A 14,993-nucleotide genomic window follows, 5' to 3' on the forward strand; every position below is an offset into this window, starting at 1 on the left:
AAAGGATGGAAAATATTGCGTAAAATATTAGCAATAAACGCTGGTAGTTCATCATTAAAATTTCAACTGATCGAAATGCCGGAAGAAAAAGTACTGGCAATCGGATTGATTGAAAGAATAGGAATTAATGATTCTATCTTCACAATTGAATTTAATGATACGAAAGACCAGGTAACAGAGGATATTCCAAATCATGAACAAGCAGTAAAGCTTTTATTGGACAAGCTCACACAAACTGGTGTGATTAAAAGTCTGGATGAAATTGATGGAGTTGGCCATCGTGTTGTTCATGGTGGGGAGAAGTTTAATGATTCAGTAAAAATAGATGAAAAGGTCATTGAACAAATCGACGAAGTGTCAGAACTGGCACCATTACACAATCCGGCAAACTTAACTGGTATTCGTGCATTTTTGGAAGTATTACCGAATGTTCCAGCTGTGGCTGTCTTTGATACAGCATTTCACCAAACAATGCCAGAACAATCTTATCTTTACAGTTTACCATATGAATATTATGAAAAATATGGAATCCGTAAATACGGTTTCCATGGTACCTCACATAAATATGTTTCCGAGCGTGCAGCAGAGTTAATGGGAGTTCCACTAAATCAATTACGCCTATTATCTTGCCACCTTGGAAATGGAGCAAGTATAGCCGCAATTGAAAATGGTGAATCCATCGATACTTCCATGGGCTTCACACCATTAGCTGGTGTGACAATGGGTACGAGATCAGGTAATATTGACCCTGCTTTAATTCCGTACATTATGGAAAAAACAGGTCAATCTGCTAATGAAGTAATGAATGTATTAAACAAGAAGAGCGGGATGCTTGCATTATCTGGCTTCTCTAGTGATCTTCGTGACATTCAAGAAAAAGCAGATGCAGGAGACCATCGTGCTGAATTAGCTTTAGAGGTGTTTGCTGAACGTATTCACAAATATATTGGTTCATATGCAGCTAGAATGCATGGTGTTGATGCGATTATCTTTACGGCAGGTGTTGGTGAGAATAGTATCACGATTAGAGAACGTGTATTAAAAGGACTGGAGTTTATGGGTGTATACTGGGATCCTAAACTTAACAACATCCGTGGAAAAGAAACATTTATTAATTACCCGCATTCACCAGTAAAAGTAATTATCATTCCAACAAACGAAGAAGTAATGATCGCAAGAGATGTTATGCGATTAACATAACTTACAGAAGGAAAAAAACGGCTTTCTCCGAAACTGGAGAAGGCCGTTTTATTAACTTCGTACAACAAGGACGTCACATTTTGCATAACGAGTAATGCTCTCTGAAACACTGCCAATTAGAAACCGTTCAACAGCATTCATTCCTGTAGCACCACATATAATTAAATCTGCTTCAAGTTTTTTGGCTAAGTCTTTTGGTATTTTTATTTTTGGTGAGCCTATTTCTACATGTGTCATAATATTAGTAATGCCTTTTTTGTTCGCCTTTTCTTTATACTCATCTAAAAGTGATTGGGCATAATTTTCTGAGCGGGCAGCAAGAGTCTGGTCATAAACTTCTGGTGCCACCGTTGTGATAGTTCGTGTATCAATAACATGCACAAGGAACATCTTTGCATTATTCCTTAAAACAATATCTACCGCTTTCTTAAACGCTAATTCTGATGCATCTGAACCATCGACAGCAACTAGAATACGATGATATTCGAATGCCATGATGATCACTCCTCTCTATAGTTCCATTATAACATGAACACGCTTACATGTGCTTTTATTAGAAGAATTTACTTATATATTTATTTACCACTTTTTTTCTGTCATGAAACACTTTAGAAGTTCTCCTGGAAAACATTCCATTTTTACATAAAATTATTATTTCATGAACTGCTAATATTAGAAAAAAAAGTAACCTTATTGTACGATAGTATGGTAAGTATTTCTGTTCATGTAATACAATATAGTGGAGGTTATGGTAATTGCCATAAGCAGACCAAGAGATGAGTCAAGCTTTTCGAAAGATAGGAGGTAATAAAAATGGGTCACGCGTTTATTACAGCTGGAACCAAAGGGCTAGGTAAAAAAGTTACTGAAGCAATGCTGGAAAAGGGGCATTCGGTTACTGTTACTTATTTCCAGGATGGAGAAAGAGCTAGACAACTAAAAGAAGAATATAAGAACTATCCCCTACATATTGTGCAAGCAGATGTATGTAACAAAGATTCAGTAGATCATGCTGTAAAGGAAGCGGTTCATGAATTTGGTACAATTGATTACCTTATCAACAATGCCGGGCCATTTATATTTAATAGAAAAAAACTTATAGAACATACCGATCAGGAATGGGAGGAAATGGTTCATGGGAATTTAAGCAGTGTATTTTATCTGCTGAAACGAACGGTTCCTATGATGAGGAAACAGCGATTTGGCCGAATCATTACATATGGCTTTCAAGGAGCGGCAAGTGCTAGTGGGTGGATGAAACGATCAGCGTTTGCGGCAGCGAAAGTTGGATTGGTGTCATTGACTAAAACGATTGCTTATGAGGAAGCAGAAAACGGCATTACAGCTAATATGATTTCACCTGGTGATATAACTGGTGAAATGAAGGAAGCAGCTATTGAGGAAAGCCGTGAAGTGTCAGATGCTTTTACTCCTATCGGGCGCTCTGGGACTGGGGAAGATATTGCAAGAGTTGTATTGTTTTTATGTGAAGATAATTCTGACATGATAACAGGTACAGTAATTGATGTGAATGGGGGATTAGATGTGATTCATCAAAATCGATAAAATTTTTAAATTTTTTATAAAAACTGAAACTTTGATGGAAACATGATCGTACATAATAATAACAAGACAAAATGTAACATTGCTATCCTTTAGGTAAAATATATTGGATAGTAAAAGAAAGAAATGAGGTGCACCCATTGGGGTTTTTTTCAAGGCTTTTTTCTAAAAAGGAAGAAAAGAAAGCTGTAACGAAAAGAGATCCACTATCTATTCAGATAGGTGATATTGTAGAATATGATCTGGCTGATTATGAAGTAGTTGGAAAAATTGTTTATAGGCAAGGTAATTATGAATGGTATAGCTACCAATTATTGGGGGAAAATGATACGATATGGTTAGCTGTCGAAATGGATGATGAACTTGAGTTAGGGATTTACAAGCGGATTCAGCTTCCTGAGGCAAGCACCTATCCAAAGCGGTTGGAGTATGATGGCATCACATATCATTTAGATGAGAGTGGTCAGGCGAACATCCGCGGGGAAGGCCGCAGCAGTAACTTAACGGGACAAGTGATGAAGTATACAGAGTATTGTGATGAGGATGAAGAGCATTTTATTAGCTTGGAAGATTGGGGAAGTGAAGTCGAAGCGAGTTACGGCTATCCGATCCAATCATTTGAAATAAAAATTATAGCAGGTACAAACTAAGGAGGAAAATAGAATGTTTCAATTTTTTAAAAGAGTAAAAACAGTGGTGAGTTCAGAGTTGAATTCAATGTTAGACAAGGCGGAAGATCCAGTAAAAATGCTAGATCAATTCATGCGTGATATGGAGTCAGATATTCGTGAAGCAGAAACATCCGTAGCAAAGCAGATTGCCAATGAAAAAATGTTGAAGCGAAAAGCAGATGATGCAAAGGCGCTTGTGGAAAAACGCCAGGCACAAGCAGAGAAAGCGATTGAAGCTGGTAATGAAGATTTAGCAAGACGTGCGTTAGAAGACAAGAATAGCCAGGAGCAGCAGGCGAATATGCTGAAGGAATCTTGGGAAAAAGCGAAACGCGATGCAGATCAGTTACGTGATAAACTAGATGAAATGAAGAAAGAATATCAAGAGATGCAATTAAAGAAAGACACTTTAAAAGCACGTGCAGAATCTGCGAAAACGAGAACGAAAATGAATCGTGCAATGTCCAATATTGGTACTGATGATTCTAAGCGAGGATTTGAACGGATGGAGGAAAAAGTTCTACGTTTTGAAGCGGAAGCTGAAACGAGTGATGATCTATCCTCATCAAGCAAAAGCTTGGATGATGAGTTTGAAGAATTAGATAAAAGCGGTGTAGATGATGAATTGGCTGCATTGAAAAAGAAAATGGGCAAAGAATAACACAATGTTAGAACAGTTGAGAAAGAGCCTTCCTTTTCGAAAGGTTCTTTCTTGCCTTTATACAGCATAATAGAATATAGGAGGTGAGTAAATGAAACATCATCTACTTATTATGAGCGGATTGATTTTATGTTTGATCCTGGCGGGGTGTGGTCAAGACCAGATTCAAAATATATCTGCGTTTGATGGGTCATCTTCCGTTAATAAAGAAGACGTTCAGACAGAAGAATCAAAAGAAGAGATTATTGACCAATTAAAGAATGGTAATACCGCAGATATGGAAAGGTTAATTGCAAACACTTTTCCGTTTGTAGACTCTGCAACCGGTGAGAAAACGACAGCGAACATATATGCAACAGATAAATTTGAAGTTCAGGAATTAGCAAAACTTTTAGAAGAGATTGAAAAGCCTGATGAAATCAGTGAGTATATTGATAATCAGCAAATTTTAATTTATAACGATCATTTTATTATTCTAAAAGATAGTGAAGAAATGGATGATGTTGTCTTTATTGAAGTAGCTAGTGATGATTTCGTCCGTAATAATTATTCACCCAATTTTCTAACAACCTATTTCGCTATTCGTTTATTAGATGATGTACTGGGTGTGGATAATTGGGCAAAGAAAAGAAGATCAACCTGTCAAAATGGTGGCTGTTATGGTGGGTATCGATCAAGTCAATCATATAATAAAGGGAATACAACGAATTCATCAAGTCGAGGCATGGGGTCGTTTCGTGGCGGCGGACCAGGCACTGGTAAATAATTTAAGGAGGGATTGTTAATAATGGAGGCATTTATATCAACATTTATTTATTTTATTGCAGCAATTATTATCGTGATTATCGGTTTAATAATTTTTGAGCAGTTAACAACGAAATACAAAGACTGGGATGAGATTAAGGCAGGTAATCGTGCCATTGCGTTATCGATTGCAGGAAAGATTATTGGCATCTGTATTATCCTGGCATTTGCAATCTATAATAGTATTACTGTTTGGGAGACTTTAATCTGGGGTGCTTATGGTGTTATCCTGCAGATGATTGCTTATTTAGTGTTTGAATTAGTAACTAGAAAATTCTCAGTGGAACAGCAGTTAAAGGAAAATAATATGGCGGTTGGAATTATTTCATTTGGTGTTTCAGTAGGGCTTGCATTTGTTATCGGTGCATCGATTACATAGTCCATCTTAAGAACCTGGTCGATTCATTGGCCAGGTTTTTCTCATAGAGATGAGTTAAATCACCCATAGCAGTTGGCTTTATAATTAAAATAGAAACACATGGAGTGGCAAAAATGGATAAACTTAAGGAAAGACAAAGTTATTTTATTTACTGGGCTTCGGGAATAGTATCAATTTGCGGGCTAATATTCGAAGTGTTGTTTGGGGCATTAGGCTCTTACATATTAGGTGATGGTGTGAAACAATATACATTGACCATCTCATTATTTTTAACAGGGATGGGGATTGGTGCAAGTTTAAGTGAAAAAGTAACAAAACGCTTAATTTTGTCGTTTATATATATAGAATTTGCAGTCGCATTAATTGGTGGATTTTCCAGTTTTATGATGTTCGGTATGACTGCTTTTGGGTCAAATGGAGCTGATGCGATCTTTTTATATGTCATTACACTGCTTGTAGGTGCATTGACTGGGGTCGAACTGCCAATTCTAATCCGCAAGGCAAACGCTATTGGTGTAACACTTGAGAAAAGTACGGCACGTGTATTATTTTCTGATTATGCTGGTGGTTTAATTGGTGGTCTCTTGTTTGTATTTTTTCTGCGGCCACAGTTAGGAATGGTTAAAAGTGCTTTCTTTGTAGGCCTGATTAATTTAACTGTTGCACTGATTGTACTTTATTTATTTAGAAAAGAAATTAGCAATAGTAAAATTCATAGCCTGACAGGTATTGCAATAGGATTATTACTAGTATTTGGATTGTTTTTTGGTGAAAAGATAGCCAATGGTTTTGAACAGAAGATTTACCAAGATCCCATTATCCATTATGAACAGAGCCAATATCAAAAGATGGTCATAACAAAGCAACAAGATGATGTCCGGCTTTACTTAGATGGTGCCTTACAGTTCAGTTCCATTGATGAGCACCGATATCATGAGTTGTTGGTCCATATACCGATGGCACAAGCTGATGAAAGCACTTCTGTATTACTATTAGGTGCTGGTGACGGTCTAGGTGCAAGAGAGTTATTGAAATATGAAGACATAGAAGAAATTACATTAGTTGATTTAGACCCTGCTGTTATTGAACTTGCAAATTCGAACCCGCATATGCTTGCTTTAAACAAAGGGGCTCTTCAAGAAGACCTGGTAAATGTAATTAATATGGATGCATTCCAATATTTAGAGGAAACTGATGAATGGTATGATGTAATCATTGTTGATTTACCTGACCCAAATAATGAAAGTCTGAATAAATTATATACAAAAGAGTTTTATTCATTAATTCGTAACCATTTACAGCCAGATGGAGCTGTTATGATTCAGGCAACAAGTCCCGTCTTTGCTCGTGAAGTTTATTGGACAATTTCTCACACCGTTGAAGCAACGGGAATGAATGTAGAGAATTTTCATGTTGATATACCAAGTTTCGGGAATTGGGGATTTGTGTTAGCAAGTCGGGAAGCGATTGATGTAGAACAGCTTGAAATAAATGTGGACACCTCTTTTTTAAAGACAGATATGTTAAAAAGCTTAATGAGTTTCGGTAAGGATGAAGACAAGGAAGGATTAGACATTGGTGTCAACACGTTAATTGATCCAATTCTCATTCCAATCTATGAGAAGTCTTGGCAGTATTACTAATATGTCGAGTTTTAATCTGTATGGAAGATGGGTATAAAAGAAATAGACCATAAAAATAAGGGAGTGTATTTTTCATGCGTGTTTCTTTTCATGGCCAATCTGTTGTGAAAATTTTAACAGAAAAACACACTATTTTAATTGACCCGTTTATTACCGGCAATGGATTGTGTGACTTAAATGCAGAGGAAGAAAAGCCTGATGTCATTCTACTGACACATGGTCATAATGATCATGTTGGAGATACAATTAGTATTGCAAAGCGAAGTAATTGTCTGGTAGTGGCACCAAACGAGTTAGCAGTATATTTAGAGTCGAGAGGTTTGAAAACACACCCAATGCATATTGGCGGAGCACATCAATTTGAGTTTGGTAAAGTGAAGTTCACCCAAGCCTTTCACGGGTCCATGTTTACAGATGAAAATGGGGAAAAAGTATATGGAGGGATGCCTGGAGGTATTTTATTCACTGCTGAAGGAAAAACTATCTATCATGCAGGGGACACGGCACTCTTCTCTGATTTAAAGCTAATTGGTGAAATGAACGACATTGACCTGGCCTTCTTACCAATTGGTGATAACTTTACAATGGGTCCAGAAGATGCATTAATTGCTGCAGAATGGATAAAGGCAAAGAAAGTTGTGCCAATTCATTATAATACGTTCCCGCTAATTGAACAAGATGGGGAAGGCTTCGCTAATAAAGTCAAGCCTGGTGAGGGGATCGCTCTTCAACCTGGTGAATCTGTTACACTATAGGGAAAAAGCCAAGGGGTGAATCCTTGGCTTTTTCAATTGGTACAGAGCACTAAATTAATATAAAACAGTCCATCATTTATGGAAGGAAATACATATTATTGTTAGAATAAATTGAATATTCATGAATTGAACTGTATAATAACAATAGATTAATAACTATTAGTACAGATGAAAGAATGGTGAGCTACTATTGGCTACAAAACATGAACAAATATTGTCATTTATCGAATCTTTAAAAGTAGGCAACAAAATATCTGTTCGACAAATTGCAAAAGAATTGCATGTGAGTGAAGGTACTGCATATAGAGCAATTAAAGAAGCAGAAAATAAAGGTTTGGTTAGTACAATAGAGCGTGTGGGGACAATTCGAATTGAACGAAAACAAAAAGAGAATTTTGAAAATTTAACATTTGCAGAAATTGTTAGTATTGTTGATGGGCAAGTTTTAGGTGGAAGAGAAGGACTTTATAAAACCTTAAACAAATTTGTTATTGGGGCAATGAAGCTTGATGCCATGATGCGCTATACAGAGAAGGATTCTTTGCTGATTGTCGGTAATAGAACAGAAGCACATGAATTAGCTTTACAAGAAGGTGCAGCTGTTTTAATAACAGGTGGCTTTGATACAGATGATAATGCCAAAAGGTTAGCAGATGAAAAAAAACTGCCAATAATCTCGACAAGTTATGATACTTTTACTGTCGCGGCAATGATTAATCGAGCGATCTATGATCAGTTAATTAAGAAAGAAATTGTCTTAGTTGGTGATATTTATACGAAAGAAGAACAAACATATTATCTATCAACAAAGGATACGGTTTCAAAATGGCATGAGTGGGAAAAAAAGACAACCCATAGCAGGTATCCTGTTGTTGGTGAGAAGAAAAAAGTTGTAGGGATTGTCACATCAAAAGATGTAATTGGTAAAAAGGAAGAAATGCTAATCGAGAAGGTAATGACAAAAAACCCGCTGACTGTTATGAAGGAAACTTCACTTGCTTACGCAGCGCATATGATGGTGTGGGAAGGGATAGAAATTATGCCGGTTGTTGATCAACATCACCAATTAGAAGGATTAATATCAAGACAAGATGTATTAAAAGCATTACAACATATCCAAAAACAACCTCAGGTTGGTGAAACGATTGATGATATTGTTTCCAACTATTTTGAACACACATCCAATGAACTTCACAAAAATACGTTTGAAGCAGAAATCACACCACAAATGACGAATCAGCTTGGAACATTATCAAATGGCGTTTTCGTATCATTTGTTATTGAAGCTGCGAGCAGTTTATTGCGTCAACAGAAAAAAGGCGACTTAGTTGTCGAAAATATTACCGTATACTTTATTAAACCAATTCAACTGGAAACAAAAGTAGTTTTTCAACCAAAGATTATTGATATTGGAAGAAAATCGGCGAAAATAGATGTTGAAGTTTATCATGAGCGGAAAATGGTGGGGAAAGCTATGCTAATGGCACAATTAATTGATCGGTAAAAGGAAAACTGCCTGTAATTATACACTGGCAGTTTCTCTCTTCTTAAATTCAGTTTTATAATGGCGATATCGTTTCCACCCTGCCAAGATTTGCATTATACCGATAACCAAAAAAATAATGGCGATAAATAAAGCTAGCTGTGTTTCATAAAATAAATATTGATTTACTCCAAAGAAACTGATACACAGACCGAGCGACATACGCGCCTTCGCATTTGTAATTTCTTGTATTAACGGATCTACACTGCGAACAATCATTACTTTATAATATACATACAGTATAAAGGAAACAATAATAACTATAGGATAAATAACCAATCGTCGACCTCCTAACCGTGCTATAATAGGAATGGATAATCTGAAACTCATTGTACCTTTTTGTTAGGTGAATTGCTAGTAAAAAATCATACAAAATATGTTGAAAATGTCTACTAATGGAGGAATATAATGAACACGACAGCAATTATTGAAAAAATTAAATCATACGATAATATTATCATTCATCGACATGTAAGACCAGATCCGGATGCTTATGGATCACAAAATGGTTTAGCTGAAATTATTCAAGCATCTTTTCCAGAGAAAAAGGTGTTTGTTGTTGGTGAAGAAGAGGATTGGTTAAAATATTTTGCGGTTATGGATGAGATTGATGACTCTATTTATGAGGAAGCACTAGTAATCGTATGTGATACAGCTAATCAAGAACGCGTGTCTGATCAGCGATTTAAAAAAGGGAAAGAAATTATAAAAATTGACCATCATCCAAATAATGATGCATATGGCGACATATTATGGGTGGACACATCTGCCAGTTCAACAAGCGAAATGATCTACACATTATATAAACAAGAAAAAGAACAAGGGCTTGTTATGACAGACCGTTGTGCTTCCCTGTTGTATGCTGGGATTGTTGGTGATACGGGGCGTTTTTTATATCCTAGTACATCCAACCTTACTTTCCAAATTGCATCAGAATTAGTCGAATATAAATTTGACAGAACAGAAATGTATCAGCATATGTACAAAACTAGTTTAAAAATGGCTAGACTGAAAGGATATGTTTTACAGAATGTTGAAGTCAGTTCAGCAGGTGTTAGTCATGTTAAGCTATCGAAAGACATCTTAGAGAAATTTGATGTGACTGCAAATGAAACAAGTGCCATTGTCGGTGTGTTAGGTGATATTGAAGGAATGAAAGCATGGGCGATTTTTGTTGAGGAAGAGGATGTTATCCGTGTTAGACTTCGTTCAAACGGACCTGTCATTAATGGGGTTGCTGCAAAGTATGAAGGTGGAGGGCATCCGCTTGCATCAGGCGCCAAAATACATACCTGGGATAAAGTTGATGACCTGCTGCAAGACCTTGAGCAAGTCTGTTTAGAAATGTAGTCAAAGAAGAAGCACATCATAGCAATGACATGGTGTGCTTCTAACTAATTTCCTTTGCTTAATTCAATAGATAATTGCAGAGTTTCTGTTACAATCATTTTTTTTACCTTTGCGCGGAATTTAAAATCGTCAATCGTGATGGTCTTATTTTCGATTGCACGTATGAGCAAATCTGTACTGTTGGTAACTTCAGCTAGGTTCATGCCAATCATTTGGCTGGTTTCCTGTTTAATTGCTTCATTCAATTGCTGGATCATTATGCGGTCATGTTCGATTTTATATGTTTTTAGATTGGTAAAAGTAATCGTAACTTCTTTTATTTCAATTCCTTCTTTAGCCTGTTCGTCCAATATTCGATGATTTTCTACTAATGCATTATGCGTTTCTTTCAGTTCTAAGAGTTCCCCACGCAATGCCAGGTTTTCTTCAATCCATTTTTCTTGCATTTCACCATACATAAAGACAAAAATAAAGTAAGCAATAAATGCACCAATAACCGAACCAGCTAAGAATCGTTGCCATCCAGGTCGTTTATATAATGGAGGAATATGCATTATTCAATCTCCTTCTGAATTAGCCATTCAATTATTAACAGTGCAGTTTGGGCTCCTCCCATTGCAATCACAATTAAAATAATTTGTTTGACCATATCAATGGTGGAACCATCTATCAATCCGCGTTCAAGGTTGGAGATCGCATCAAATGTTCCGCCAATGGCTGCTACAATTGCCCATATGTGTAACCCTCTCGCGATTCGGTGCATTTGAGTAAATGGTGGTTCACCTGTTGCAAACGATCCGATACTTCCGATTATTGATCCACCGATCATTACACCAAATGCAATAAAATAACATTGAATCATTGTCGCGAAAAAGCGTTCTTCCATAAGCATCCTCCTTGTATATCGGCATACTGTACTGTTTAGATGAATAAAATGGTAATGATCGTATAAGAAAAACGAAAGCTTATCTAATTTACTAAAATATATGGTTTTGTCTACCTACATATGTTTCTTAATTTCATCAGAGCAAATATTCGGGTATAATAAGATAGAGAAGAAAGAACGGTAGGTGAAAATAACATGCCTTTCACACAATTGCACATTAAAAGTGGCTATAGTTTGCAAAAAAGCATGATTCAAATTGATGAATTAGTCCAGCAAGCGAAAGAAATGGGCTACACACACTTAGCTTTAACTGATGAAGGTGTGTTACATGGCACTATCCCGTTTTACAATTCATGCAAAAAAGCAGGGATTGAACCGATTATCGGAATAGAAATACCTGTTACGATCAATGAAGACGAACCACCTGTTGCAATGATTATTTTGGCACGAAATGAAGAGGGGTATAGTCATCTATTAGCAGTTAGTACAGCTGTCCAACGGGAGAATATTCTCACATTAGCGAATTTTCGAGAGATGACGGATAGTCTTTTTTTTATTATTAAAATAGAGTCTTTTATTATTGAGAATGAACTAAAGATAGATAGGTTAGAAGCCTGTATGAATGTTATCAGGGAAAAGTCGTTTTTTTTCGGTGTTACTCCGAAACAGAAGCATATTTGGCCAATCATTAAAGATAATATAAAACATACCTCTGTTAAAGGTGTAGCGATTTCAGATGTCCGGTATATTCATAAACAAGATGAAGTTCCGTTTCGTTATTTATTAGCGATGGCAAAAGGGGAGAAATATGATGGGCAACTATCCAATGTTCTGAAAGGATCCCATCTTGAAACAGAAATGGAGCAACAGTATGCCTATGAGGAATGGCCTGAATTAGTTGAACAAGCGAATCATATTGCACGGTGCTGCAGATTAGAACTGCCCTCAAACCAACGTCTATTGCCGAAGTTTCCAGTCCCTAACGGGGAAAACGCCGATGAATATTTAGAAAATATTTGTCATAAATTGCTTCATGAAAAATATGAGAAGATTACAGAAAGTATTTATGACCGTTTGAATTATGAATTAGATGTAATTCACTCTATGGGATTTAGTGATTACTTTTTGATTGTGTCAGATTTTATCCAATATGCCAAAAACGAGAGGATTATGGTTGGTCCAGGGCGTGGTTCAGCAGCAGGATCTCTTGTGGCCTATATTCTGGGTATTACAAATGTAGATCCTATAGAGTATGACCTATTGTTTGAGCGGTTCCTAAATCCGGAACGTGTGACAATGCCTGATATTGATATAGATTTCTCTGACGAAAAACGTGATCAGGTCATTCAATATGTTGTGGACAAATATGGAAGGGACCATGTTGCACAGATAATTACCTTTGGGACATTTGCAGCCCGATCAATATTAAGAGAATTAGCAAAAACGATGGAGATTCCAGATAGTGATCTGCAATACATTCTGAAAATTTTACCAAAAGATCATAATGCGAAGCTCGCTACATTAGTGAATCAATCGAAAGAGTTGATTGATTATGTGAAGCAGTCGGAGAAGCTGAAACAATTTTTTAAAATTGCGAATCGGTTAGAAGGTTTGCCTAGACATATATCAACACACGCAGCTGGTGTGATTATAAGTGACCAAGAGCTTGTCCGGCATGTACCAACACTCCCTGCGCAAAATGGCATCAATTTAACACAGTATGCGATGAAAGAACTGGAACAAATTGGTTTGTTAAAAATGGATTTTCTAGGTTTGCGAAACTTAACATTAATTGAACGAATTGTCGGTCAATTAACTATGCAAAAAATACCAATAGATATAGAAAAAATTCCGCTCCATGATGAGAAAACATTTGAACTATTTAGAAATGGACTAACAAACGGTGTGTTTCAATTAGAATCACAGGGGATGAAACAAGTATTACGAGAAATGCAACCAAGCCATTTTGAAGATATAGTTGCTGTTAATGCTTTGTATCGTCCAGGTCCCATGCAATTTATCCCGACATACAATAACAGGAAAAACGGACGTGAAAAAGTTGACTACCTTCATCCAGATCTGGAACCAATTTTAAAGAAAACATATGGTGTATTAATCTACCAAGAACAAATAATGCAAATTGCAAATAAATTAGCAGGGTTTTCCTATGGTGAAGCTGATCTATTACGGCGTGCCGTAAGTAAGAAGGAAAAGGATGCGATTTTAGCCCAAAAAGAGAAGTTTATCCAAGGGTGTAAGGAAAATGGTTATCAGGCTAGTCTGGCGAATGAAGTATTTGATTGGATTATCAAATTTTCTAATTACGGATTTAACCGGAGTCATGCAGTAGCTTATAGTATGATTGCATATCAACTCGCTTATTTAAAAGCAAACTATCCGTTAGTCTTCTTCGCTGAAGTTCTCAGTATGCAGCTGGGAAATGTAGAGAAGCTGCAGTTGTATATAAGGGAAGCGAAAAATCGAGGGATAACCATATTACCTCCTTCGATCAATCAAAGCATTGGTAAATTTAAAGTCGAGGGTAAAGCGATTCGGATGGGCTTAAATGTAATCAAAGGAATTGGTTATACGGTAGTCCAAGACATTTTAACAACAAGAAAAAATGCTCCTTTTAAAAACATATTTGACTTTTGCTTACGGGTACCCAGTCAATTAAAACGAAATGTGATTGAATCACTTATACTGGCAGGTGCTTTTGATGAAACATACTCCAACAGAGCAACATTACTTGCAAGTTTAGATGATGCGATCGAGCAAGGCGAGTTATTTGGGGAATTTGATGACCAGTTTTCCTTATTTGATGATGATATAGCTTTAGATGTTTCCTATGTAGAGAAAGAGCCATTCCCAGCCATTAAACAATTAATGATGGAACAGGAAGTGATTGGCTTCTTTGTGTCAAAACATCCGTTACAAACAATTCGCCAAGCTGTCAGAGAACGGGGGTATTTGACAATCGATGAAGCATTATCCAGGAAAATGAGAAAAGTGAAACTGGCAACTGTTGTGCAAGCAATTCGAGTTATTCGTACAAAGAAAGGTGAATCCATGGCATTTGTGACAATTGCTGATGAAACAAATGAAATAGATACAGTCATCTTCCCGAATATATTCCGTCAAGTCAATCAGTGGCTTGATGAAGAAATCTTTGTCTTTGCAGAGGGGCGCCTTGATGAAAGAAATGGCAAACAACAATTAATTGTGGAAAAAGCGGAGCAGTTCGACATTGACAAACAAAAAACAAGTAATAAAAGAATATACATTAATTGGACAAATGATCATAAGTCTGAGATGATGGAGCGTCTCAAAACCATCGCACAAAGATATCCAGGTACGACACCGGTTTATTTGTATAAAAAAGAAGAAAAGCAATTGTTCAAGTTAGATCAACACTACAATTTGGATAGTGGCTGGGATGTGATCAAAGGTTTAAAAGATCAGTTTGGTGAGGAGAATGTAGTCCTTCGTCAAGAATAAGGGAGCGAAGGCTATTCTCTCACTACTTTACATAAAGAAG

15 protein-coding genes are annotated in these 14,993 nt (G+C 36.6%); 11 read left to right on the forward strand and 4 right to left on the reverse strand.

Annotation, left to right across the window (positions count from 1 at the left end):
• The first annotated feature begins 15 nt into the window (after positions 1-15).
• Positions 16-1,200 carry an acetate kinase gene (locus tag ACFOY7_RS11350; RefSeq protein WP_390252195.1) on the forward strand — a complete coding sequence of 395 codons (1,185 nt, stop codon included), beginning with the start codon at positions 16-18 and terminating at the stop codon, positions 1,198-1,200.
• A 51-nt stretch (positions 1,201-1,251) separates the two neighbouring features.
• On the opposite strand, the gene ACFOY7_RS11355 is transcribed toward ACFOY7_RS11350, so the two are convergent.
• Positions 1,252-1,695 (reverse strand): universal stress protein, encoded by a 444-nt coding sequence (locus ACFOY7_RS11355; RefSeq protein WP_390252197.1) that lies wholly within the window; start codon positions 1,693-1,695, stop codon positions 1,252-1,254.
• A 318-nt stretch (positions 1,696-2,013) separates the two neighbouring features.
• Between ACFOY7_RS11355 and ACFOY7_RS11360 the strand changes: the two genes are divergently transcribed.
• The 8 genes from ACFOY7_RS11360 (at position 2,014) to ACFOY7_RS11395 (ending at position 9,180) form a co-directional block, all read left to right on the forward strand.
• Positions 2,014-2,766 (forward strand): SDR family oxidoreductase, encoded by a 753-nt coding sequence (locus tag ACFOY7_RS11360; RefSeq protein WP_390252198.1) that lies wholly within the window; start codon positions 2,014-2,016, stop codon positions 2,764-2,766.
• 137 nt (positions 2,767-2,903) lie between these two features.
• Positions 2,904-3,413, forward strand: a complete 510-nt coding sequence (locus ACFOY7_RS11365) for a DUF4178 domain-containing protein (protein ID WP_390252199.1) — start codon at positions 2,904-2,906, stop codon at positions 3,411-3,413.
• A 13-nt stretch (positions 3,414-3,426) separates the two neighbouring features.
• Positions 3,427-4,095 (forward strand): PspA/IM30 family protein, encoded by a 669-nt coding sequence (locus tag ACFOY7_RS11370; protein WP_390252200.1) that lies wholly within the window; start codon positions 3,427-3,429, stop codon positions 4,093-4,095.
• A 91-nt stretch (positions 4,096-4,186) separates the two neighbouring features.
• Positions 4,187-4,861 (forward strand): DUF4247 domain-containing protein, encoded by a 675-nt coding sequence (locus ACFOY7_RS11375; RefSeq protein WP_390252201.1) that lies wholly within the window; start codon positions 4,187-4,189, stop codon positions 4,859-4,861.
• A 21-nt stretch (positions 4,862-4,882) separates the two neighbouring features.
• Entirely contained in the window at positions 4,883-5,278 is a 396-nt protein-coding gene (locus ACFOY7_RS11380; protein WP_390252202.1) for a DUF350 domain-containing protein, read from the forward strand.
• Positions 5,279-5,391: 113 nt separating this feature from the next.
• Positions 5,392-6,921 (forward strand): polyamine aminopropyltransferase, encoded by a 1,530-nt coding sequence (locus ACFOY7_RS11385; RefSeq protein WP_390252203.1) that lies wholly within the window; start codon positions 5,392-5,394, stop codon positions 6,919-6,921.
• A 74-nt stretch (positions 6,922-6,995) separates the two neighbouring features.
• Entirely contained in the window at positions 6,996-7,676 is a 681-nt protein-coding gene (locus ACFOY7_RS11390) for a metal-dependent hydrolase (RefSeq protein ID WP_390252204.1), read from the forward strand.
• Positions 7,677-7,866: 190 nt separating this feature from the next.
• Positions 7,867-9,180, forward strand: a complete 1,314-nt coding sequence (locus ACFOY7_RS11395) for a DRTGG domain-containing protein (protein WP_390252205.1) — start codon at positions 7,867-7,869, stop codon at positions 9,178-9,180.
• An 18-nt stretch (positions 9,181-9,198) separates the two neighbouring features.
• On the opposite strand, the gene ACFOY7_RS11400 is transcribed toward ACFOY7_RS11395, so the two are convergent.
• Positions 9,199-9,498 carry a YtpI family protein gene (locus ACFOY7_RS11400; RefSeq protein ID WP_390252206.1) on the reverse strand — a complete coding sequence of 100 codons (300 nt, stop codon included), beginning with the start codon at positions 9,496-9,498 and terminating at the stop codon, positions 9,199-9,201.
• A gap of 129 nt (positions 9,499-9,627) precedes the next feature.
• On the opposite strand from ACFOY7_RS11400, the gene ACFOY7_RS11405 reads away from it, so the two are divergent.
• Positions 9,628-10,569 carry a DHH family phosphoesterase gene (locus ACFOY7_RS11405; RefSeq protein WP_390252207.1) on the forward strand — a complete coding sequence of 314 codons (942 nt, stop codon included), beginning with the start codon at positions 9,628-9,630 and terminating at the stop codon, positions 10,567-10,569.
• A gap of 44 nt (positions 10,570-10,613) precedes the next feature.
• Here ACFOY7_RS11405 and ytrI read toward each other — a convergent pair whose 3' ends face one another.
• Positions 10,614-11,123, reverse strand: a complete 510-nt coding sequence (ytrI, locus tag ACFOY7_RS11410; RefSeq protein WP_390252208.1) for a sporulation membrane protein YtrI — start codon at positions 11,121-11,123, stop codon at positions 10,614-10,616.
• A complete protein-coding gene (ytrH, locus tag ACFOY7_RS11415; protein ID WP_390252209.1) occupies positions 11,123-11,455 on the reverse strand; it encodes a sporulation membrane protein YtrH in 333 nt (110 codons plus the stop codon). Before ytrH ends, ytrI begins: the two co-directional genes overlap by 1 nt.
• 195 nt (positions 11,456-11,650) lie before the next feature.
• Here ytrH and dnaE point away from each other — a divergent pair, with 195 nt between their 5' ends.
• Positions 11,651-14,953: a DNA polymerase III subunit alpha gene (gene dnaE / locus ACFOY7_RS11420; RefSeq protein WP_390252210.1), complete on the forward strand. Its 3,303-nt coding sequence runs from the start codon at positions 11,651-11,653 to the stop codon at positions 14,951-14,953.
• Positions 14,954-14,993 lie beyond the last annotated feature (40 nt).

It is taken from the genome of Gracilibacillus xinjiangensis (genome assembly GCF_042651765.1).
Lineage (GTDB): Bacteria > Bacillota > Bacilli > Bacillales > Amphibacillaceae > Gracilibacillus > Gracilibacillus xinjiangensis.